This is a genomic window from Moorena sp. SIO3B2 (genome assembly GCF_010692525.1).
GTDB lineage: Bacteria > Cyanobacteriota > Cyanobacteriia > Cyanobacteriales > Coleofasciculaceae > Moorena > Moorena producens.
Window position 1 is genome coordinate 1 of sequence record NZ_JAAHHE010000086.1, and the last position, 22,598, is coordinate 22,598.

Consider the following 22,598-nt stretch of genomic DNA (forward strand, 5'->3'; position numbering starts at 1 on the left):
CTGCCATCAACTAATCCACGGAAGCAGACCGAAAGGTCAGGATATCTAGGAGCTGGGTGCGGTGAAAGTCGCACGCCCAGATTTGAAGGAGAGGTGCCCTGGGTAATACCAGGCATCGACTCTAACGAAGTCAGAAGTCAAAGGTGCGCTTTCCGTTCTCCGTAGGAGACGCGGGGCGCGTTCGGCGAATTAAATTCGCCACGGGTCGCACCTAAAAGTAAGCTATGATTAAGTTTCGGAGTTTAGGAATGTCCTAATCTGAATGCGTACTGCTATATAAGTCAGGGTAAATGCATCTAATGTTAGTATAAATTGTAACATAAAAAAACTGATTAACTTAATTTTTTTTAATTCGAATAAATCCCATCCTAAAGCGGTGCGACAAGGCGCGAGGTTTCCTCGCCAAGGGAACGGGCACCAAGAGAGGCAGTTTTTTTGTTCAAAGTCAACGAATTTTCCGCTGACTTTGAACAAAAATCAAAGGAGGATTTGCGTACGCAACCACAATGTAGAGTACTCTCAAATCGACTAATGATAACAGGGCAAATAATTGATAATCAATCGGGCTTATGGAGAATAAACAGGTTAATTATGGATTTTTGATACTATTGTTTACTTTTTGACTGTAATTTTTAATACAAATTTATAGGCGTTTAACCTGGGGGAAAAGCCCATCAGCCCAAGACTATGAATCCCTGGCAGCAGACGTAAAAGAGATTAAACAAAGGCTTACCTGTTTTATTAAAAAGCTGACGGCTGACGGCTGATAGCTGAATGGTTACCTAACGATTAACCGTTGATAAGTAATTACATGTCACTTCTGTTCTTTTTGTGCTATCTCCAACTCTTTTTGTGCCATATCCAACAATTCTGGTACGGTCACAAACTGGTAACCTTGCTTTCTCAATTCAGTAATAATTACCGGTAAAGCTCGTATCGTCTTGGCACGATTGCCGCCACCATCGTGGAGTAGCACAATTCCTCCCGGTTTCGCTCTGCGGAGAACATTATAGGTCAACCGACGTTGGTTTACCGAGTAATCCTCTGAGTCAGCTGACCATTTTACAATCACGTAATTTTTTTTTCGGGCGTAAGCCACTAAGCCATTGTTCATTATCCCCCCAGGGGGTCTAAACAAAGAGGTCTTAACGTTAATAGTTTTGTAAATCCGTGCTGTGGTATTATCAATTTCCTTAGCAGCTGCTAAGGGATTATGATAGTAATAACTATGGTTCCAACTATGGTTGCCAAGGGCATGACCATGGTCCACAATTTTCTTAAGCTCTTCTGGATATAGATAAACATTTCTCCCTACCACGAAGAAAGTTGCCTTAACATCATATTTTTTAAGGATGTGTAGGACATCGTTAGTCATCTTCGGCCAAGGACCATCGTCAAAGGTCAAGGCAATTACTTTCTGTGGAGTTTTAAGCTCAACGTCCTCGATATATTTTCCCCGAAATTGCGGAGGAACATAGTTAATCTGCTTGCCTCTCTCTTGCTCTGCCCATTTAGCAATACCTTGCTGCAAACCTTTATCTGGCGGCTTAGTTAACGTTTCAACCTTCTTTGAGTCAGTTTGCTGCTGTGGCATTTGCCTAGTGATTAGTGCAGCAATATTTTGGTTAGCCCATCGACTTGTTTTCAAGGTGTAGCCAGCCATACAACTTAGAATAGCAGCAATTATAATCCATGTACTGCGCGACCAGAATAAGCCCTCACGTTTTGCCAAAATTGGTCTCCTTTGCTCCTGCAAAAATACCAGGAAAGTAAATTATCATCTATAACTAACCATCATCTTATATACTGGTGGCTAGCTGTTGCCTAATTGTCTGTTTAATTGTCTGTTTAAGATTAGCGGTCAGCCATCCGGTGACAATTGCTGATAGTAGATATTGACAAGACAATCGGTAACTTCTGCAATACTCATACCATCGGTTTGTACTTCAATAGCATCAGCTGCCTTGCGCAAGGGGGCTACAGCACGGGTGCTGTCCTTCAGGTCGCGCTGTTGAATCTCCTGCTCCAGCTGTTCTAAGCTCACCTCTTGCCCCCGGTTTTTCAGGTCTTGCTGACGGCGACGTGCCCTTTCTTGGACAGAAGCCGTTAAGAATACTTTGACTTCTGCATTGGGAAAGACATGGGTGCCAATGTCACGACCTTCAGCCACTAATCCTCCTTGACGACCCCAGCGCTGCTGTTGTTTGAGTAACTCACGGCGTACTGAACTCAGGGCAGCCACTGTAGACACTTTGGCAGTAACGGACTGTGAGCGAATGACCTGGGTAACTTCTTCTCCATCAACCCACACCTGAATCCCAAACTCTCCCGGTTGATTATTAGTCAGATTAATTGTACACTTACTGACTAATTCTGCGATCGCAAGCTCATCCTCCAAGTCAATACCGGCTTTGAGCACCCGCCATGTCACAGCCCGGTACATGGCACCAGTATCAAGATACATCAATCCTAACTCTTTGGCTACCAAACGGCTAACGGTAGATTTTCCAGCTCCAGCCGGACCATCAATGGCCACAATCGGTTTGCGGTGGGACAGGAGTATATTGTCAATTAAACGAGTTGTACCTAAGTGAACTGCGATCGCTAATAATCCTTGCTCTTCAACCTGTTCGAGGGGAGTGAGAGTAACAGGATGTACTAATTCCACATACTCGACCTGGATATCCTGGGTTCCAGCTAATTCTGACATAACCCTCTCAATCAGATTGATGCGATCGCATAATCCACCTTGAAACGCTTTCTGAGCGCTACGCAACGCTTTATATAGTAATGATGCTTGGGCTTTTTGCTCTGGTGTCAGGTATTGATTGCGAGAACTACAAGCGAGTCCCGACTTTTCCCGCACAATCGGACAAGGAACAATTGTCACTGGTAACTTAAAATCTGCCACCATACACTGGATGATTGCCAACTGTTGGGCATCCTTTTGACCAAAATAGGCTCTGTTTGGTCGTACCAAATTCAACAGCTTGACCACAACAGTTGCCACACCCTGAAAAAAACCAGGACGAGAGACACCACATAGGACAGAAGTCATGGCTTTGGGTGGAACCACTTGAGTCAATTCATCACCCTTGTCCGCAGTGGGCATTGGATTGTCACCATACAACTGATCCACAGTGGGAGCAAAAATTGCATCAACTCCAATCTGTTGGCAAAGTTCTTGATCCTGAGCCAATCCACGGGGGTACTCCTGAAAATCCTCTGTCGGTGCAAACTGAAGAGGATTAACAAAAATACTAACAATCACCAGAGAATTTTCTCGTCTTGCCCGCTCAATTAAGCTTAAGTGACCGCTGTGCAAGGCTCCCATAGTGGTTACTAGACCCACTTCCTTGCCATGACCTTGACGTTCTAAGTAGCAGTGTAATCCAGCAGTTGTTGTAAACAGGTGCATAAGACTCTAGAGTTTAGATCCCTATTGATGTTAGCAACATAGTCCTATATAAATAGAAATCTCCAGGAGTTGCCAAGTAATTCCTGGAGATTTCTATTGGCTAATAACTAATTAATTTAATAAAGAATTTCTATACGCACAGACCCAGTGCCAGACCTTACCAGTCCAATTATTCTGGCAGCTCCTCTGGACAAGTCAATAATCCTACCCCTGACATAAGGTCCACGGTCATTAATCCGCACAATGACAGAGCGACCATTTCTGAGATTAGTCACTTTGACTCTAGTGCCAAACCGCAAAGTACGATGAGCAGCAGTCAGAGCGTATTGATTGAATCTTTCGCCACTAGCAGTGCGCCTGCCATGGAAACCTGAACCATACCAGGAAGCTATCCCCCTTACACTCCATCGCACTCGGCGACGGCTACGCCTTGCAATCGTTGGTACTTTTAGTGGTTGCCATGTCTGTGGTGAAGCAGTGCTTTTTTTGAGAGGAGAAGCTAAGCCGATCAGGATAGCGTTTCCTTGGAGATTAGAATTGGCAGAAGCTCTCTTCTCTTCTGACTTTGGAATCTCCTCAGTCGTAATTAGCTCAGACCCTGGCAAGGTTAAACTAGGAAGAGTTCTAAATTTATCTGGAAACTTAGCAAAATCAAACATCTGAACTTGCTGATTTGAGAGTTTTTCAGCATCTGGAATTGTGGCAGATTTCACCTCTGTCATCAGTGGTAAGTCAGGGTTATCTTTAACAGTATAGTCAAAGCCCTTAGCTGATGAAATATCAGTTGATAAATGATATAGCACTACGCGCTACTGTTAGGACATTCCTAAACTCCGAAACTTACTCATAGCTAACTTTTAGGTGCGACCCGTGGCGAATTTAATTCGCCGAACGCGCCCCGCGTCTCCTACGGAGAACGGAAAGCGCACCTTTGACTTCTGACTTCTAACTTCTGACTTGCGGGTAGCGCTATAAGCCTCACAGCTTAGTTGCTAGAGGCTATCCACTTAAACAATAAGCATTCAGCTTAGGAAGTTAGCTGAATGCTTAGCTTAAGCAGGGACACGGATGATACTAATGCTAATTGTCGTGCCTACCTGCAACAAATTTTTTCTTACCTTTGGTAATGGGGAATTGGGAATTGGGAATTGGATTACAATTAGCCATTAGCCATTACCCATTAGCCATTACCCATTGCGGTTGAAGATTGGAGTTAATATAAAACCTCTAGACGCACAGCAGCAGTGCCGGATCTTTCAAGTCCGATAACTCGGGCTGCGCCCCTGGAAAGGTCAATGAGCCGACTCCTGCTGTGGGGTCCACGGTCATTAATTCGCACAATGACGGAGCGACCATTTCTCATGTTAGTCACCCGCACCCTAGTCCCAAACCGCAAGGTACGATGAGCAGCAGTCAGGGCGTATTGATTAAATCGCTCACCACTGGCAGTGCGTCGGCCATGGAAACCCGGACCATACCAAGAAGCCATACCCCTCATCTGACTTCTTACTCGTCGAGTGGTACTCCTAGCTACTTTCTGTACTCTTCGTGGTTTTGGTGCTGGCGGTAAGTCGGCAATTTCTTTGAGAGGGGGAGCGTAACCGATCAGCCGTCGCAATCGATTAGTAGCTTGTAGAGCATCTTCAGCCAGGTCTTTAGTGGTATCTGGCAGAATTGTATTCTGATCAACTTGGACTAATTCTTCCTCATTGACTTGGATGCTGTAGCTTTTGTAGGAACCATTCCAACGGACAGTGATTGACTCAGCATTGACATTGTTGCGATGAAGTTCATTGATCCGAGCAGCAACCACTTGAGCCCGCTGAATTGAGTCATTTTCTGACCCCTTAGCATCCGATATCGTAGCGTTGCCTGGGGCAACAGAAGACGGAGTTGCTATCTTTTCAACCTCAGTAGCAACTCTGTCTTTGCTAGGGTCAGTATTGATTCCCTGTGAACCTAGGAAAGTCAGAACAGGAATACTGCGGACATACAGTGTAGCTGCCTGACGTCCTGCCAGTTGATAAGCATAAATATTGGTAATGATTTCTGAGGTACTGGCAGTCCTCAGTTGCTCTGGAAACTCAGCCAATTGAAACTCTGGTGTGGGCTGAGCTGGTAGTTTTTTTATTGCTGCAGTTGCGCTAGATGGCAATTCTTGTGCCAGTTGGGTATCAGAATTTCCTTTCACAGTCTGAACAACTGTCTCAGCGGATGAGACAGGAGTTGATGTTGTTGTACCGAGAACTGTTGTTAGGAAAGAAGCGGTGATGCCACCCCAAATTTTTTGATTCATAGGTCTGTTGTCTACGATAATTGGCAGTTTTAGGCATTATGGTGCTGCAAGAAACCCAGCAACATAACTTCAACTTGCCCATTAACTCCTCACAAATTGGTTATTAGTGATTTAACTAAAAACCTGAAACAGAATACCATGAAGTTTCTGATGGTGGAATCCCCATTTTATGAAGCTGTTACTAATAACTTGTCAAAATCGACTGTTGTAGATTGACCACAAACTAAGTTATATTAGTGGTTAGAGCTTTTGTGAAGTTTTTGTGAAGTAACGCCAATAATAGTTAATTCTTATCAATCCCATCAAGATCTGCGAAATAACTAATGAATCAACCTCAACAAATTTCCTCTATAAAGTAAACTTGAATACAGACTAGGTGCAACCAATTCTGGTAAGAAAGGGCGCTGACCACGGCGCTGACCACGGCGCTGACCACTACCTTCATCAAAACACTACTGATCTGACCCTATTTGCCCCCTAGGTCTTGATCGACACTACCCTGTAAGATCAGGTCAGGATAATTACCCTTAATAAAAATCTCCCTATCTCCCCATCTCCCCACACCTCCGTTTCTCCCCATCTTCCCCACCCTCTCCTTAATTATGGGTATTCAACCAGACTTGATATAAAATACATCCTGCATTTCTAGCTCAAAAGCATTTTTGTTTTCCCATGGATTATCGAGACGCTGGTGTTGATATTGAGGCAGGTCGAGGATTTATTAACCAAATCCGTAGCCTGGTAAAAAGTACCCACCGTTCGGAAGTATTAGGTGGACTAGGTGGTTTTAGTGGTTGCTTTCAGCTGCCAGTTGGATATACTGAGCCAGTGCTGGTATCTGGAACTGATGGAGTTGGTACTAAACTCAAATTGGCTCAAGACCTCAACCGCCATGACACTGTTGGCATTGATTTGGTAGCGATGTGCGTCAACGATGTCTTGACTGTTGGTGCGGAACCCCTGTTTTTCTTGGATTATTTAGCCACTGGCAAGCTCAACCAACAACAACTGACTCAGGTTGTTGCCGGTATTGCCCAAGGTTGTCGTCTGGCTGGGTGTGCTTTACTAGGAGGGGAAACCGCAGAAATGCCTGGTTTCTACGAACTCGCTGAGTATGACCTAGCAGGATTTTGTGTAGGAATTGTGGAAAAGAGCCGCATGCTTGACGGTTCCCAAGTCCAAATTGGAGATGTGGTAATTGGTTTGGCCAGTCAGGGCGTCCACAGCAATGGTTTTAGTCTGATCCGGAAAATTGTTCAGGATTCCCCAGACAACGCTCTTTCCTGGGACATAACTCCGGAATTTTTAGCTGGTAAAAGCTTAGGGGAGGAATTGTTGACACCAACTCAGATTTACGTCAAACCGGTGCTTGATGCTCGTAGGGCTGGTATCGAGATTCACGGTATGGCTCATATTACTGGCGGCGGTATCCCAGAAAACCTCCCTCGTTGCCTGGGTGCTGGACAATCCGTCCAGATTTATCCCAACAGCTGGGTGATTCCACCAATTTTTAAGTGGCTAGCCCAAACAGGTCAGGTTAGTCCTCAGGCAATGTTTGATACCTATAATATGGGGATTGGTTTTGTGCTGATTGTTCCTCAACAGCAGGTTGAGCAAACCCTAACATCGTTTAATTCACAGCAGGTAAATGCATGTAAAATTGGTGAAGTAATCCCAGGGGATGGTGGTGTTGTTGGTCTAGTGACATACTCCCGACGCTCATGAGTCACGCATAGAGCGCGGGCTTCTCAGGGACTCCTGCTATTGCATCGGACGCTACCTGAGCTTTATTGACGGAATGCCCTACCGCCAAATACTTGATATTGATTGCTGCATTGTGGTCACGGTCAATCGTCAGCCCGCATTCAGAACAGTTATGAAGCCTGTCTGAGAGCGTTTTTGGGACTTTTGCACCACATTCAGAGCAGTTTTGAGAAGTGCCGTTTGGATTCACCGCAATTGCCAACAATCCGGCTCTTTCAGCCTTGATTGAGAGAATTTGCAGGAATTGACCCCATCCAGCATCCGTAACAGATTTTGCCAGCCTAGATTTGGCTAGACCTTTGATGTTCAGCTTTTCATGTGCTAAATTCTTGCCTTGAGATAAAAGCTTTTTGGCGGTTTTGTAGTGAAAGTCTTTGCGCTGATTTGAAACTTTCAAGTGAGCTTTAGCGACTCGCTTAATAGCTTTCTTTCGACGGTTGGAACCTTTCTTCTTACGAGAAAGTGAGCGCTGCAACCGTTTCAGGCATCTCTCTGCTTTGCGATAGTGTTGAGGAATTGGCTCGTATGCCCCCGAATCATCTACCAGAAACTCTTTCAATCCCATATCAATCCCAATGGTATTATCGAGACTTGGAGCATCAGGAGTAAGAACGGGAACCGACGAATCTTGTAACGACAACGTGATGTAATACCCATCCGCTTTCTTGGTAATAGTTGCTGTTTTCACTTTGAAGCCATCTGGCAACGGACGATGCAGAATCATTTTCAACTTGCCAATCTTTGGTAGCTGGATCAATCGCCCGTCAATATGTTCTGGCTTAATGGGATCTGGAAACGCAATTGAACGATAACGCCCAACTCCTTTGAACCGGGGCTTACCGCTTCGCTTGCCGTTGCAATCCCCTTGGAGCCATCGATCAAACGTCTTTTTTACTCGTGCAATCACATCTTGCAGAGTATGTGACGGCAGATCCTTGTATTCGGGGAACAGCTTTTTCGAGTTGACCAGATCCCGTTTCTGAGCATAGAAATCAGGACGGTCTTTCAATTCTGGGAGATGACATACCAATGGACAGGCATTAATATCGCAGCGATTTTGCTCCCACCAATTAAACCGCTCTGCCAGCCGATAGTTGTATTGCCGACGGCAAATGTCAAGCCATTGGTCAATGGTGACTTGCTGTTGTCGAGTCAATCTTAATCGGTACTGGTAGGCGGTTCGCATAGGAAAAAATATTGTCGTGATACTATTGTAGTGCATATTTCCATACACTGCAATCATGACCAGTAAAGAAACAATCCAGATTCGACTCCCTAAAACCGAAAAAGATCGACTGGATTCCTATTGTCGAAAAACCGAAAGATCCATCACGGATGTTCTGCGGGAATTTATTCGTTCATTGCCTGAGTGAGTTGCTCGTCTCGTCGGTGTGGGTCGCACTCGCCTCAGTTCCTTCGGCATTGATTGACCCACCCTCCTCATCTCGCTCGCATTCTTCCCGACGCTCACCCTTCGGGTAGAGCGCGGGGCTGCTGCTGCTTTAGCTCATCCCGTGATCCGATCAGGCTTCTGGGTGGGCAGTCTCTCAATCATTAGACTTCGCGGCAGTTGTCAGGGAATAGGGAATAGGGAATAGGGAATAGGGAATAGGTCTCAAAATTGACTTAGAAGCTATCCAAAATGATTGCTTAGTTATTTTTGCAAGAGGTCTATTCTCTCAATCAGAAACTCAAAAGGGTGGCTCAGTTATTGAGGGTTCTGCCTTCAGGATTGCTATTCCCAAATCTGTAGTGGAGAGCGATCGCGCTTCAAACAATGCCATCATGTCACGAGGCTTGGGATTACCCCGAGATGCTCCTGCTAGACCTCTGGCAATAACTAAACCACAATAGCCCTGATTTTCACAACCCTCCTCCCACTGCTCGCGGGCAGCAGCATGGTTGGTATCGGTTTCAGAAAACTCTCCTAACAAATAAAGACTGCTGTTTTCTGTTTGGATAATGCCAAGGTCGTAGCGTGTGCCCTCAAAGGGGTCTTCCCCTGAATTAAAGCAAATCCCTTTGATTCCACCAGCAGTCTGGATCTGTTCTATCAACACTTGTGCCTTTGGTCGGGTGGTTTGAATCAAAATAACTGGCATGCCTTCCCCGATTGCTTTAATATTCTGAGACTGATAGGATTTGACACCAGAGCGAATAGATTCTATTGCTTCCCAAGACATCATGCCCAGCTTGAGGAAAGCATCCTTTGGCACAAGGTCATCCCGTAAGGGTATGGTCATCGACCCTGAATCGAAATCATCTTCCTCGGACTCAATTGCCATCTCTAACAACTCATCCGCTAGGTCAGGATGGGTGTTAACTTTAACGTTAACAGTAGATTTTGCTTCTAGGGGTACCGGGATGCGGTAACGCTTACCAATCTTGGGTAAGTTTTCGTCATCTAATTGCTCATGGTAATCGTGAACAAATCGCTGAATGGCTTCTAGGGCAACATAAATGGCGATCGCTTCTTCTTCATAAATATAAGGTCGCATTCCTTCCAAGGGATGGACTGTACCAAAGCCAGGTACAATCTCTGATACTGGTAAATCAGCTAAATCAATATCATCCTCTTCATCCTCATCTTCGGTATCATCCCCAAACCGCCCGAAGGTTAAAAACAAGCAATCTTGCCCTAAGAAAGCTTGTTCCATCTTGTCCCACGAGTCATCTGCCAGCACTGATGATCGGAACCGTTTCAGGGAATCCCAGGACCGATATAGTAGTACCCCGTACTCCATACCCAGCATACCCATTACTGAGACGTATAGAGTTTCCAAATCCCAGCGATTTAATTCAATCGAGATAATCTGATGATCAGCCACTACTTCCCAAGCAGCTTCATGCCAAATTTCATAGGCTTTTTCTATAAGTAGGTCGGCATACTTAGGTGGTAGCTGGGGTTGTCGAGTAGCCGCCATTTCCTCAAATCCCCGAAACAGTTCGTCAATCAAGGGTAAATTGGGTACATAATCAATTCCAATGTCTAACCCTTGAAGGACACCTCGCAAAAAAAACTGAATTTCTCGGTTACGAACAACAATCTTTGAGGGTCGTGCTGGTCTGGCGGGGCTTTGGGGATGTTCCATGGCTTGCATAAGGGCACGAACAATCGCTTCTGGTCCCATTGTTGGTGATACTAAATCCATTGCCCTGACAATGCCTTCTGAGCCATCCACCCAAAGAATGCAATCATTATGACCCTCACCATCCGGCTGATGATTGTTACCAATAACTGACAGGGGACGGCGGTCTCCCTCCCACACACTGGAAGTCTGTTGTAATTTATTGAGCCGACGACGAGTATTGCGATTCAAAGCAGACATAGAATAGTTTGGGTTGATTGCCTAAGTACCGACCATGAATAGCCAGTTGCTGGTGGATACTCCTATCTTACCGGGGTATAGTTGCACAAGCCCCCCTGATCCGAAGTTGCGTTTCACAGATTACATACATGGATTTGGGACACCACCAGACACCACCAGAAACTACCAGATCGAGATTAATAGTACTAGGTATGAATACAACTTTCGAGCAACACGTTCAGGAAACCCTTATGGTTAGTTGATTCCAGCTAATGGTGTTTCTCGTAACCAACAGGCAGCAATCACCGTTTTTGACACTCCTGCCTAACCCCCCTTCCCATGGCCTGGCTTTCTTCAATTCAGCTGGAGGAAAGCCTATACAGAAAATCCTGATCTAGAAAATCCTGATTGTTTTGTTTACCTATATCCCCAGCTCCCCAGCTCGAGAATACTAGTTGACAAAACTTTCTGACATGGATGTACGCTCTAAGGCAACTCCACAGAGGTCGGTTTAGCAATGTGCGGCAATCCCCACCCCAACTTTTCTCGCAAAACCCTGAAAAACTCTGGTGCTTGCAAACGGATAAATCGAGCGGAGTAAGGCGATCGCTTAACTTTTATTTTATCTTCTGGTATGACGTAGCAACCACCATTGCCATCAACTACCATCACCATCGAATTGGGAGTAGCGGGAAAAATGGTTAATTGCTCTGTGTCGGCAAAGACTAATGCCCGAGATGCCAAAGAATGGGGACAGATGGGCAACAGTTGCAACACCGGCACCTCAGGAGTTAATACTGGTCCTCCAGCACTTAGAGAATAGGCAGTAGAGCCAGTGGGTGTTGAGACTATTATACCATCAGCTGCAATATCCACTGGTGCGTGATGTCCTATTTGTACCTCAAAATGGCACATACTCGTCAAAGGTTCCCGGTGCAATACCATTTCATTTAAACAAAGTGCCTCCCACCAAATCGTCTCATCTCGCAGGATCTGCACAGAAAGCATGGACCGTTCTTCTATAGCATACTCTTCTGCCATTACCTGCTCCAAGACAGAAGGCAACTGATTGACATAGGTCTCTGTTAAGAAACCCATGTGACCTGTATTCACCGTTAGCACAGGGATCCCTTGGGGAGCCAATTGGCGAAAAGCCGCTAGTACTGTACCATCTCCCCCCAATACAATTGCGAAAGCCATCTGGTCATCAAAACCAGGGGGGGCTAGTTTGTCCATTGGTGTATGACACACTGGTGATTGAGGACTCGAATAACCCAGAATTCCCCCAACCCCTGTCGCCATACACACTTCCCAACCCGCAGTCCTCAATTGGTTGTGCAACTCTTCAGCAACGCTACAAGCCATTGGTTTAAGGTCGTTGTAGATAATGCCTGCTTTTGGTATACTCACCAGTCCCCGTCTTGAACTACTTGGATTAAATTATCTGAAACATCATGGACAATTGTGATTTAATCAGCTACTGTCTTGATGCAGTCGCGCTATGGGAACCGGCTGTGTGCTCAGGCTGGCATCCGCACCTTGGAAGCCCCGTCGAGAAGCACTTTTGCTGCACTGGCTCCCCAAAACCTCCCGCTTATCGATTTTCCAGGAAATATCTAGGATTTAGATTTAAAAGGAGTCCTCTTCTTAGACTTCTTTTTAGCTTTCTCGTAATCGATTTCTTTGAGCTTATTCATAATCCGGTTAAAGTATTCTTGTAGATATTCTTCCAAAGTTGTGGTTTCCTTAGGGTCTAGGCCAAAGACCTCGTATACCTTATCCATCGGTGCATCCAGCGGTTTCCCGCTCACTAGCACCTCAGTGAAGGCAAGCCGATCTGCCACATTCCAGCCCCACTGAAAAAATCTCACGAATCGCCGCATACCCCGCAAAAAATTTATTGGGAGTCGGGCTATTTTAGCATCTTTACCGGACAACCGCTCACACAGGTTAATGATTTCGTAGGTACTATAGGCTCTGGTTCCCACAACCGGGAATGTCTGATTTACTGTTTCTGGAACTTCCAGAGCACGAATGCCAAACTTAGCAATATCCTGGGTGTTCATATAGGCGATGGGAGAGGTTTCTCCTGTAATCCAAACCGCCTGTCCATCCAAAATGGGGATCGCATACTGACCAATTAAGCCTTGCATAAAGCCACTTGGTTTCAAGATTGTGTGTGGCAATCCTGATTCTGCCAGAAATAGTTCTGTACAGTGCTTTATTTCCATCAGTGGGACATGAGCAAAATTCTCACTTCCCAGAATTGAGAAAAAGACATATCTTTCTATACCAGCAGCCACAGACGCTTGAATGAGGGCAACTTTCCCTTCCCAGTCTACCTGTCTGATGGTCAGAGAATCTGTTGGTCTCGATGTTGCCGCATCAATGACAGCTGTGATCCCTTCCAGGGCTTTTGGTAGGGTTTCTGGAACACACAGGTCTCCTTGTACTAGTTCTGCTCCCCATTCTTTAAGGAAAGAAGCTTTTCGTGGACTGCGTACAAGACAGCGTACCTGATGATCCTCGTCTAGTGCACGACGAACCACCTGTCTTCCTAAGGTGCCAGTTGCACCGACGACCAACAAGTTCATTATAGTAATTTTAGTAAGGAATCTTAAACTTTCTATAAGATTCTATCAGAAATTTTGTCGATCTCTCATTTTTCTGGTATTCAATAGGCAACGCCATCAGGTGAGGGGTGTGGGAGAATGGGTTTAGGCTAAGACAGCATAAGTGATTGGTTTAAAAGAAAACTGTGCCAGAATTCTTGACCAAACCCCACAGCCGTTACCCCATAACCCATTCACTAGAAACTATTCTGACACTCCCTGGATTTTGAGTAGCAAGAAGCCTAAGCCCAAACCCACAAGAATCAGGGTGAAGGACAAAAACGCTGCATTGAAAATTTCTGTACCCATTAGTTTTATGATCTCCTATGTACTTTTGTTACAAGGTATCATGACTAGGGTGCGAGAATATAGCAATCCTATGGAAATCCTGAGCAAGAGTATTCCAGCAAAGGGGTTAGGGTACTGGAGTGTTTACGAATTATGTCAGACTTGTCAACAAACCATCAGAACATGTCTTTGACAGGAAAACTTAACTCACCACCAAGGCGTCCTAGGTTAGCGGTGACCTTGGGAGATCCGGCAGGCATTGGACCAGAAGTTGTCCTCAAGGCATTGGCAGATTCCCAAGTCACTAGGAATTGTGAGATAACCGTGATTGGCAGTCGGTACCTCTTGAATGGGGCTTACACCCAGCTAAGTCAGCAGGGGATTGAAGATGTAGCTACTTTAGCTTCCCCAGAGACATTATCAATCCTTGACATTGAGTTGGATTACGGACAACGGCCTCAAATAACCCCAGGTGTTGGTAATGCTGCTAGTGGTGCTCTTAGTTTTATGTATCTGGAAAATGCGATCGCACTCACCCAACGTGGTGAGTTTGATGGTATTGTGACCGCACCCATTGCCAAGTCTCTCTGGAAAGCCGCAGGACATGATTATCCTGGTCAAACTGAAGTGCTAGCCCACTACTCTGGTGTCAAACAATTTGGGATGCTCTTCGTAGCGCGATCGCCCCATAGTGGTTGGGTGCTACGTACACTTTTAGCTACCACACATATTCCTTTAAGTCAAGTCCCAAATACCTTAACGCCACTATTGATGGGGAGTAAACTAGACTTACTGATCGCCTGTTTGGCTAGTGATTTTGGCATCAACAAACCTCGAATCGCGATTTCTGGGTTAAATCCTCATAGTGGTGAGCAGGGTCAGCTAGGTTGTGAAGAACAAGATTGGCTGATTCCCTGGCTAGAGCAAGAGCGCCAGCAACGCCCGACTATCCAATTAGATGGACCAATACCTCCTGACACTCTTTGGGTAAAACCTGGTCAGGCTTGGTACGGCAACCACCAGCAGTACGCTGATAATGCTCATGATGCTTATTTGGCACTCTATCATGACCAGGGCTTAATTCCTGTCAAACTCATGGCATTTGACAGAGCGATCAATACTACCATCGGTTTACCCTTTGTGCGTACTTCTCCTGATCATGGCACAGCGTTTGATATTGCCGGTCTTGGCATTGCTAACGCTACTAGCATGAAGGCTGCAATTAGCCTAGCTACTGAACTGGTGAACCAGAGGTTGAGTAACCCTTTAGCTATCAGTGCTTAGAACAAACTTTTAGTCAACCTTTACTCTCTTAGTGGAACCGCCAACTGGACTTTTTGAGTATTGCGAGTAGTTGGGGATTGAGGAAACACATTAAGTTCTTCCTGCTGGATGGTATCCCCAAAAACTATGTCTACATTGTCACTTGAACCAACCTTGAACTTAGGCTGTAAATTGTTACCTAAGCCTTCCTTTTCCTCCAGCTCTAGTGATGTTGGGAAAAAGGTGCCATAATCGTCTGAGACCGTGCGACCATTAACTTGGCGGAGGGTGTCACCAGACAGGGTTACTGAACCGCTTGGCTCACTAGACTGCGCTCCTGACTGAGCATAGGCAAGAGGTACCAATCCCACAACTATCCAGCCGATTCCTACTATAACTAGTGTTTTACGGATCATCAGCTTTCTCCTGGTTTTTTTATTTACGTTATTTTATTTATTTATTTATTTTTATTTTAGTAGTCATGACATTAATCTGGCATCCTAATACATCCTTATAAAAAAAAATAAGCGGTAGTAATTTTAACTATAGTTATTAACTATACTTGGCACAAGTATAACTTAAGCTTTTAACTGGCGCTATCAGTCAAGGCACTACTTGAAAAGCTACCCTTGCCAGCTATAAGCTCGTAAGCATTCAGCTATCAACTAATGCGCTACATCACAGCGTCGAAGCCTGTGCCACGCAAGCTACTTGAGGTGCTATCAGCTTATGGGCTATCAGCTTATGGGCTATCGACAAGCTAAGGGAACAGCTTTTGAATAAGCGATGCAGCGCCGACCTGCGGGGGTTTCCCCCACTCGCGCTTTGCATCAAGAAAACAGGTAAGCATTCGTTTAATGTCTGTTACGGAAAGCTGTTCCCGTAGCGTGAGCCTTGGCCTATGGCCACGCACTAGCGTTTGGCTGACGGCTAACGGCTGACTGCTGAATGCTTAAATAAGCTCCAGAGCCTCAGAGGCTGACTGCTAAAAGCTCACCGTCAACAATATCACTTACTTTATGACCATCATTCGTGTACCAAAGTCCTGGGAACTGCCAGAGCAACAAGTCACCTCAGAAACGGCTTATTCTAACCGACGTCGCTTTCTCAAAAATTTAGTTGGTGCCAGCCTAGGCACTGGAATGCTCTCAATTCTTGGTTGTCAAGCTTCCTCTTCTGCCTCAGACAAAGCTCTTTCGGAAACCCTAAATCAACCTAAGTTAAAATCCTTAGCAACCAATCCAGCTTTTGCCAGTGTTGACAGACCCATCACTGATCAGGATCTTGCTGGACAGTACAACAATTTTTATGAATTTGGCGGCAGTAAATCGATCTGGCAAGCAGCCCAAAATTTACCAACCAAAGACTGGAAGCTAGAGGTGACGGGATTAGTCAAAAATCCCCAAACCTATGACCTAGATGATCTGCAAACTAAATTTCCCATCGAAGAGCGGATCTATCGCTTCCGCTGTGTAGAGGCGTGGTCAATGGTGCTACCCTGGATCGGATTTCCCATGAAAGCGCTGATCAAAGCAGTAGAACCTACTTCAGAGGCTAAATTTGTGCGATTTACCTCCTATTATGACCGCAAAATTACTATTGGTCCAGGCATACACCTTGGTTCCTTACCTTGGCCTTATACCGAAAGTTTACGTGTTGAGGAAATGGCTAACGAACTAGCATTTTTTGCTATTGGTATTTACGGTCATCTATTACCCAAGCAGCATGGTGCTCCTATTCGCATGGTAGTGCCCTGGAAATATGGTTTTAAAGGAGCAAAATCTATAGTCAAAGTCGAGTTTTTAGCTAACCAGCCAGCTACCTACTGGAATACTATTAATTCCTATGAATATGACTTTGAGGCAAATGTTAACCCCAATAAGCCTCACCCCAGATGGTCACAAGCTACAGAAAAATTCATCAGTAGCGGTCCTAACTTATCCTGGGACAAACGACCCACCCTACTTTACAACGGTTATGGGGAATATGTAGGTCAGCTGTATAGTTGAAGGTTATTTGGTTGTTCGCCTTTGGCGTTAGGTGTAGGGTAGGTTGAAGTTTGAAGGTTGAAGGTTGAAGGTTGAAGGTTTAAAAATGAAGGTTGAAGGTTGAAGGTTGAAGGTTGAAGGTTGATCGCCCTTGGCCTTCCCTTCGGGTAGGTTTTTTGGTTACTGTCGGCCTTTACCCTTTGGTCACCTGAATCACCTGTAAACTACCACCTGCGTACAAGGAGCGATCGCATACCTTAAACCCCACTTCCTCAAGCCCTTTGACCAAGTCAGTCTCCAGTAATTGCCAAGCTGTTTGGGTTTCAAACAACCACATAAATACCGCTAACCCTGGCCAAAACAAAACATTAGTTGGCTTGTGCAAATCCACTAGGGTAAATACTCCTCCTGGTTTAAGCACCCGGTAAACTTCCTGAATAATCTGCTGCAACACCTCAGGGGTCATTTCATGGAGTGCGGCGCTGGTGTGAACTATATCAAATTGAGCATCTGGAAATGGCATCTGTTCAGCCAAACCCTCTACATAGTTGGCCTGGGGAACATTCCGCCGCGCTCGCTCTAGGGATAGTGGCGAAATATCTAAACCTGTGACATGCTCAGACAATTCCACCAAGAACTGGGTTGCCTGACCACTGCCGCAACAGAGATCTAGCACCTTGGTTCCTGAATGAATTGTTAAGCCCTGTAACGGTAGCTGGCGGAATCGTCTCTCTCCACCCACGCTCAAAGCCGCGATCCGGGAAATACTATCATACAGCCATTGGTACTGATAACTCCAAGCTCTAAGAACTGTTGCCACTACTCACTCCTTCGTAAAGATCTGTGTTTCTTGTTGCAAATTTAAGTTAAAAAATATATTGTTAAAATCAGTAACAAATATGAAAGTTATGGGAAGCTGTGTTAACTATGGGTCGTGTTGGGGTATTATTGCTTAATCTAGGTGGGCCAGATCAGTTAAAGGATGTTCGTCCCTTTCTATTCAACCTGTTTTCTGACCCGGAAATCATTCGCCTGCCTTTTCCGTGGCTGCAAAAACCCCTGGCTTGGCTAATCTCGACTAAGCGTGCTAAGATATCCCAGGAGAACTACAAGCAAATTGGCGGTGGTTCCCCTCTACGGAAGATTACAGACGCCCAGGCTCAAGCCCTCCAGGAACATTTGCAAACGAAAGGGCAAGAGGTCAGTGTCTATGTGGGAATGCGTTACTGGCATCCTTTCACTGAAGAAGCGATCGCAACCATCAAAGCGGATGGCATCGAACGCTTAGTTATTCTACCGCTTTATCCCCAATTTTCTATCAGCACCAGTGGTTCTAGCTTCCGTCTGCTAGAAAATCTGTGGACAGAAGACCCAGACCTGAGCAAGATTGAACACACAGTCATTCCCTCCTGGTACCAGCAGCCACAATACCTCCAAGCCATGGCTGATTTAATTGCTCAGGAACTCGATAAGTTTTCTAATCCTGATCAAGTTCATATCTTCTTTAGTGCTCACGGTGTCCCGATCAGCTATGTCACAGAAGCTGGAGACCCCTATCAGCAGGAAATTGAGGATTGCACTGCCTTAATTATGAAAACCCTCAACCGCCCCAATCCCCATACTCTGGCCTATCAAAGTCGGGTTGGTCCGGTAGAATGGCTCCAACCCTACACCGAAGATGCCTTGCAAGAACTCGGAGCTAAGAATACTCAAGATTTGCTGGTAGTCCCGATTAGTTTTGTCTCGGAACATATCGAAACCCTGCAAGAAATTGACATTGAGTATCGAGAAATAGCAGAAGAATCAGGGATTAAGCAGTTTGAGCGGGTACCAGCCCTCAATACCCATCCCCTGTTTATTGAGTCTTTGACAACTTTGGTAGTTGACGCTCTCGAATCACCCAGCCGTGAACTCTCTGAGGTAATTCGTCCCCCAGAGACAGTCAAAATTTACCCTCCAGAGCGCTGGGAGTGGGGCATGACTACAGCAGCAGAAGTTTGGAATGGTCGTCTGGCTATGATTGGGTTTATTGCTTTACTGTTGGAGTTGATTAGTGGTACTGGACCGCTACATTTTGCTGGGTTGTTGTAAATTTCTTCAGGTTACAACAGAAACGGGCAAGTCTAGATCTAGCACATTTAATTGGGAGGGGGGGCAAGTAATCGTCCCCCTCGACTGCTCCCAAATATCACCCACTATCTACCAAATCTACTAACCCATCTACCAACCCATTGTTCCTGGTTCTCCCTTGAAAGGTCCAACAATATCACTGGTGATCCAGCCACCATAAAGATTGCCAGCTTGGGGTATAACTAACTCATCATCCACATAGCAAGCATCCATTGGACGAGGATAAAAACCGTAGTAGTCTCTAATTTCAGTAAAATGAGGGGTTGGCTGAAAATAACGCCAAGCTGCATTAGCTACTTGTTTGTCACCCACAACAACATTGTAATATAAACACTTACCTTTCCACTCGCACCAGGTTTGACGTGGTGTTTCAATTAGATATTCCAACTTAATGTCTTCAGCGGGAATGTAGTATATGGGGGGATGGCTTGTTTCCAGCACTCGTTTAGCTCGTCTGGTCTCAGCTAGAACGATATCATTGAAAATGATTCGGATATGCTTAGTTGTATCTTCCCAAATGGCAGGGCGAGGATAATCCCAAACAGATTCTTGACCTGGACTGGGAGGGATAGGAGTTGGTCTTGGTTTCATGTCCTCAGTTATATTAGACTATATACAACTTCATGGTGTGGAATAAGAGTGAGTAGTATTTTGGTGAAAGTCTTCATTCCGCAGTATTGTCCAAAAATTCATTGTACACATTAGGTGCAAATACCACTCTTGTCAAAAGATATGCACCTGGGCTTGTATAATCATTATTTTTAAATAAAAAAACATTGTCTCCGTAATTCTTTAATATCGAACTTAAAACAAGTAATCTACTTTGAATACATTCTTTTAGTTTATTTTGCAGTGTTGTAAAAAATCTTTTGTTAAGTAAGATGGTGGACAACCAAAAAATACAGTAGTTTCATTTTTTGTTATATTTAACACTTTTTTGTCAGTTTGTAAGAAATCGCCTATTATTGCTGTGGTTTGGCTAGGGTTTGGTCAAAGTAAAGGAAACTAAAATCAATACTTGTGTACCACTACAGGTGATTCTAGGAACCCTATACATAATTTGGATCTGAAGAAATTCCCTTTTGATTCGTATACAAGTAAGAATCTAGCCCCTTCTCTACAATAAACTCCACTCCTGGAAAGTCGTAACTCATCACTACATTAATTCTTTCTTGTTCACCTTCTAACGCTTTCACGCTATGAAGACATTTGTCTCCTTGCATAATCACTATCATCCCTTGACGAGGTTTGATAAATACTTTTTTACCAAAAAAATATCGAATTAACTTAAGCTTTACTACAGCATCCAAGCACTTTTGTATAAAGGTGAATTGTTGGTTTTTCCTGCCAAACCTAAGCCTATAGTTAGGATACATTTCTAGTTCCCCACCTTCTACTGAATTTAAATATAGTAAGGCGGTAACAGCATTTCTGTCATAGTGCCATCGATACTCTCCACCTGGTTTAATGATGTTAATGTTAACTGCTGGTAATTTGTTACTAAGAGGAAATAGAACCTGACTACTGACTTTGTTCACTAATAGATTGACATTCTCGTATAACTGCCATACTTCAGGTAAGTATTTCTCAATTTGTTGCCCATTAATTACAAAATATCGAAGATCTCTTTCTTTAAAAGGTCGATAAACTTCAGTTACTTCATATTTTTTTTGTCGATAATTAGCGATTGTTTTTAAAAGGGTTTCACATTCCCTAATTGTCAAAAAATTATCAATTATTAAATAACCTAATCTTTTTAAATCTGAGATATTTTTTATTTGAATATCAGTGTTTTTCATAATCATTAATGTTGATTTATGGCCTATAAAAAATTTGTAGTATTAAATAAATTTGGATATTACGTACTTGTTATGTTAATTAAAATCTTTGGGAAAGGAAGCATTTAGCAGTGGAAAGAGCCTGTATTCAAAAAAAAAAATTAGTGATGATTTCATTATATCATATTTGGCCATAAAATTTGGCCATCAAGTTAACTTAGCTTTCATTGATCATACTCTTGCTTATTTGTCAAACTAATTTAGATGGGTTTGCCCTGCCCTCAGGCAAAATCGACAAAGTATAGCTCTTACTTTGGACAGCGAACCCAAAGTAAGAGCTATTTAAAACTGGTAAAAATTATGGTACTCTTAACCGGTGCTAATCCGAACATGGGTTAAGCAGTATAAATGTACTGTTTTTAGAAAACTGTTTTTGGAAAACTAAAATTAAAAGAGTATTATGTCAACAACTTTTCAAGAGACCACAAAGAATCTGAGATTCAGTGAGGATCGCCTAGGAATTAACTATCTCGGGAGTGCCAACCTTCCTACTGCAACAGATGATGGCAAAGATATCATTCGAGGATTAACCCAAACGCCGAAATGTTTGCCACCTCGTTACTTTTACGATCAAAAAGGCTCCCAATTATTTGAGGAAATCTGCGAGTTACCGGAATATTATCCCACCCGCACAGAGGCAGAAATTTTACAACAGTATGCTGTAGAAGTAGCCCAATTGACGGGAGCTTGCGAATTGGTGGAGCTGGGTAGTGGCAGCTCTACCAAGACTCGCTTGTTGTTGGATGCCTATGAAAACCAGGGATATCCTTTGCGCTATGTTCCTATTGATGTCAGTGGGGAGATTCTTGAAGAGAGTGCCAAGCAGCTGTTGCTGGATTATCCCAAGTTAAAGGTTCAGGGTCAGGTCGGAACCTATGAACACGCCCTGAGCCAATTAACTCCAACACCATTACCTAGTCGGATGGTTTTCTTTTTGGGTAGTAGCTTGGGGAATTTTCCTCCTGAACAGTGCGATCGCTTTTTTGAGAAAATGACAGCTTTACTAGCACCAGGAGATTACTTTTTGCTGGGCATTGACTTAGAAAAACCCAAGCAGATTCTGGAAGCTGCCTATAATGATACTCAGGGGGTGACTGCGGCATTTAACCTGAATATGCTGGCACATCTGAACTGGCGTTTCCAAGGAAATTTTGACCTCGATCGCTTTACCCATCAGGCGATTTATAATCAATCGGAAACTCAGATTGAGATGTATTTACATTGCCAGCAGACCCATGTTGTGCGCTTAGCCAGCCTGGATTTAACGGTTGAGTTCCAAGCAGGAGAAAGCATGCTTACAGAAATTTCTCGCAAATTCAATGTGGAGCAGATGGAGCACTATCTAAACGATCGGGGACTAAAAACAGTTCAGGCTTGGACTGATATTAAGCAATGGTTTGGTTTACTCCTGTGTCAGATACAGACTGTGTAATCGACGTGTAAGCTATCAGCTATCAGCTTTCAGCTATCAGCTTTCAGCTATCAGCTTTCAGCTTTCAGCTTTCAGCTTTCAGCTATCAGCTATCAGCTATCAGCTTTCAGGCAAAGGCCTGTGGCCAAGCTACACCGAACAGTTTTTGAATAAAATAAGCCGACCGCTGACTGCTGACCGCTGACTGCTGACTGCTGACCGCTGACCGCTGACTGCTGACCGCTGACCGCTGACCGCTGACCGCTGACCGCTGACCGCTGA

At 44.4% G+C, this 22,598-nt stretch carries 18 protein-coding genes and 1 pseudogene; 6 read left to right on the forward strand and 13 right to left on the reverse strand.

The genetic code is table 11. The features are described from left to right. Nucleotides 1–814: 814 nt before the first annotated feature. The 4 genes and pseudogenes from F6K38_RS18825 to F6K38_RS18840 all read right to left on the reverse strand — a co-directional run bounded on the left by F6K38_RS18825 (nt 815) and on the right by F6K38_RS18840 (nt 5,714). Complete coding sequence (locus F6K38_RS18825) at nt 815–1,732, reverse strand: polysaccharide deacetylase family protein (RefSeq protein ID WP_229414304.1); 918 nt, start codon at nt 1,730–1,732, stop codon at nt 815–817. 129 nt (nt 1,733–1,861) lie between these two features. Next, nucleotides 1,862–3,418, reverse strand: a complete 1,557-nt coding sequence (locus F6K38_RS18830; protein WP_008179603.1) for a bifunctional pantoate--beta-alanine ligase/(d)CMP kinase — start codon at nt 3,416–3,418, stop codon at nt 1,862–1,864. Nucleotides 3,419–3,534: 116 nt separating this feature from the next. Continuing rightward, a pseudogene (locus tag F6K38_RS43435) lies at nt 3,535–3,930 on the reverse strand (septal ring lytic transglycosylase RlpA family protein); the annotation flags it as partial. A 701-nt stretch (nt 3,931–4,631) separates the two neighbouring features. After that, on the reverse strand, nt 4,632–5,714 hold the full coding sequence (locus tag F6K38_RS18840) for a septal ring lytic transglycosylase RlpA family protein (RefSeq protein ID WP_287253044.1): 1,083 nt from the start codon (nt 5,712–5,714) through the stop codon (nt 4,632–4,634). Nucleotides 5,715–6,386: 672 nt separating this feature from the next. Between F6K38_RS18840 and purM the strand changes: the two genes are divergently transcribed. Continuing rightward, the gene (gene purM / locus F6K38_RS18845) at nt 6,387–7,439 is read left to right on the forward strand and encodes a phosphoribosylformylglycinamidine cyclo-ligase (protein WP_008179594.1); all 1,053 of its coding nucleotides are present in this window, start codon (nt 6,387–6,389) and stop codon (nt 7,437–7,439) included. A 1-nt stretch (nt 7,440) separates the two neighbouring features. On the opposite strand, the gene F6K38_RS18850 is transcribed toward purM, so the two are convergent. Beyond that, nucleotides 7,441–8,664: an RNA-guided endonuclease InsQ/TnpB family protein gene (locus tag F6K38_RS18850; RefSeq protein WP_044492266.1), complete on the reverse strand. Its 1,224-nt coding sequence runs from the start codon at nt 8,662–8,664 to the stop codon at nt 7,441–7,443. Between the two features lie 55 nt (nt 8,665–8,719). Here F6K38_RS18850 and F6K38_RS18855 point away from each other — a divergent pair, with 55 nt between their 5' ends. Continuing rightward, the gene (locus F6K38_RS18855; RefSeq protein WP_008179590.1) at nt 8,720–8,851 is read left to right on the forward strand and encodes a ribbon-helix-helix protein, CopG family; all 132 of its coding nucleotides are present in this window, start codon (nt 8,720–8,722) and stop codon (nt 8,849–8,851) included. A gap of 318 nt (nt 8,852–9,169) precedes the next feature. On the opposite strand, the gene F6K38_RS18860 is transcribed toward F6K38_RS18855, so the two are convergent. From F6K38_RS18860 to petM, 4 genes are all read right to left on the reverse strand, one after another. After that, the gene (locus F6K38_RS18860) at nt 9,170–10,807 is read right to left on the reverse strand and encodes a DUF6930 domain-containing protein (RefSeq protein WP_008179589.1); all 1,638 of its coding nucleotides are present in this window, start codon (nt 10,805–10,807) and stop codon (nt 9,170–9,172) included. A 465-nt stretch (nt 10,808–11,272) separates the two neighbouring features. Continuing rightward, on the reverse strand, nt 11,273–12,190 hold the full coding sequence (locus F6K38_RS18865; protein ID WP_044492265.1) for an NAD(+) kinase: 918 nt from the start codon (nt 12,188–12,190) through the stop codon (nt 11,273–11,275). A gap of 212 nt (nt 12,191–12,402) precedes the next feature. After that, nucleotides 12,403–13,380, reverse strand: coding sequence for an SDR family oxidoreductase (locus tag F6K38_RS18870; protein WP_008179584.1), 978 nt, complete (start codon nt 13,378–13,380; stop codon nt 12,403–12,405). A 222-nt stretch (nt 13,381–13,602) separates the two neighbouring features. Beyond that, nucleotides 13,603–13,707 carry a cytochrome b6-f complex subunit PetM gene (petM, locus tag F6K38_RS18875; protein ID WP_063747919.1) on the reverse strand — a complete coding sequence of 35 codons (105 nt, stop codon included), beginning with the start codon at nt 13,705–13,707 and terminating at the stop codon, nt 13,603–13,605. Between the two features lie 162 nt (nt 13,708–13,869). Between petM and pdxA the strand changes: the two genes are divergently transcribed. Next, nucleotides 13,870–14,970: a 4-hydroxythreonine-4-phosphate dehydrogenase PdxA gene (pdxA, locus tag F6K38_RS18880; RefSeq protein WP_008179581.1), complete on the forward strand. Its 1,101-nt coding sequence runs from the start codon at nt 13,870–13,872 to the stop codon at nt 14,968–14,970. Between the two features lie 20 nt (nt 14,971–14,990). Here pdxA and F6K38_RS18885 read toward each other — a convergent pair whose 3' ends face one another. Next, the gene (locus F6K38_RS18885) at nt 14,991–15,365 is read right to left on the reverse strand and encodes a hypothetical protein (RefSeq protein WP_008179579.1); all 375 of its coding nucleotides are present in this window, start codon (nt 15,363–15,365) and stop codon (nt 14,991–14,993) included. Between the two features lie 603 nt (nt 15,366–15,968). Here F6K38_RS18885 and msrP point away from each other — a divergent pair. Further along, nucleotides 15,969–16,958, forward strand: a complete 990-nt coding sequence (gene msrP, locus F6K38_RS18890) for a protein-methionine-sulfoxide reductase catalytic subunit MsrP (RefSeq protein ID WP_287357131.1) — start codon at nt 15,969–15,971, stop codon at nt 16,956–16,958. 172 nt (nt 16,959–17,130) lie between these two features. Here the strand turns inward: msrP and F6K38_RS18895 are convergent, their stop codons facing one another. Further along, entirely contained in the window at nt 17,131–17,757 is a 627-nt protein-coding gene (locus F6K38_RS18895; RefSeq protein ID WP_008179574.1) for a class I SAM-dependent methyltransferase, read from the reverse strand. Nucleotides 17,758–17,864: 107 nt separating this feature from the next. Here F6K38_RS18895 and hemH point away from each other — a divergent pair, with 107 nt between their 5' ends. Further along, nucleotides 17,865–19,028, forward strand: a complete 1,164-nt coding sequence (gene hemH / locus F6K38_RS18900) for a ferrochelatase (RefSeq protein WP_008179571.1) — start codon at nt 17,865–17,867, stop codon at nt 19,026–19,028. Nucleotides 19,029–19,157: 129 nt separating this feature from the next. Here hemH and F6K38_RS18905 read toward each other — a convergent pair whose 3' ends face one another. Both F6K38_RS18905 and F6K38_RS18910 read right to left on the reverse strand, forming a co-directional pair. Continuing rightward, a complete protein-coding gene (locus F6K38_RS18905; protein ID WP_008179569.1) occupies nt 19,158–19,658 on the reverse strand; it encodes a DUF427 domain-containing protein in 501 nt (166 codons plus the stop codon). A gap of 458 nt (nt 19,659–20,116) precedes the next feature. After that, complete coding sequence (locus F6K38_RS18910; RefSeq protein ID WP_131827244.1) at nt 20,117–20,866, reverse strand: 2OG-Fe(II) oxygenase; 750 nt, start codon at nt 20,864–20,866, stop codon at nt 20,117–20,119. A gap of 439 nt (nt 20,867–21,305) precedes the next feature. On the opposite strand from F6K38_RS18910, the gene egtD reads away from it, so the two are divergent. Beyond that, a complete protein-coding gene (gene egtD, locus F6K38_RS18915) occupies nt 21,306–22,337 on the forward strand; it encodes an L-histidine N(alpha)-methyltransferase (RefSeq protein WP_008179564.1) in 1,032 nt (343 codons plus the stop codon). The last annotated feature ends 261 nt before the right edge of the window (nt 22,338–22,598 follow it).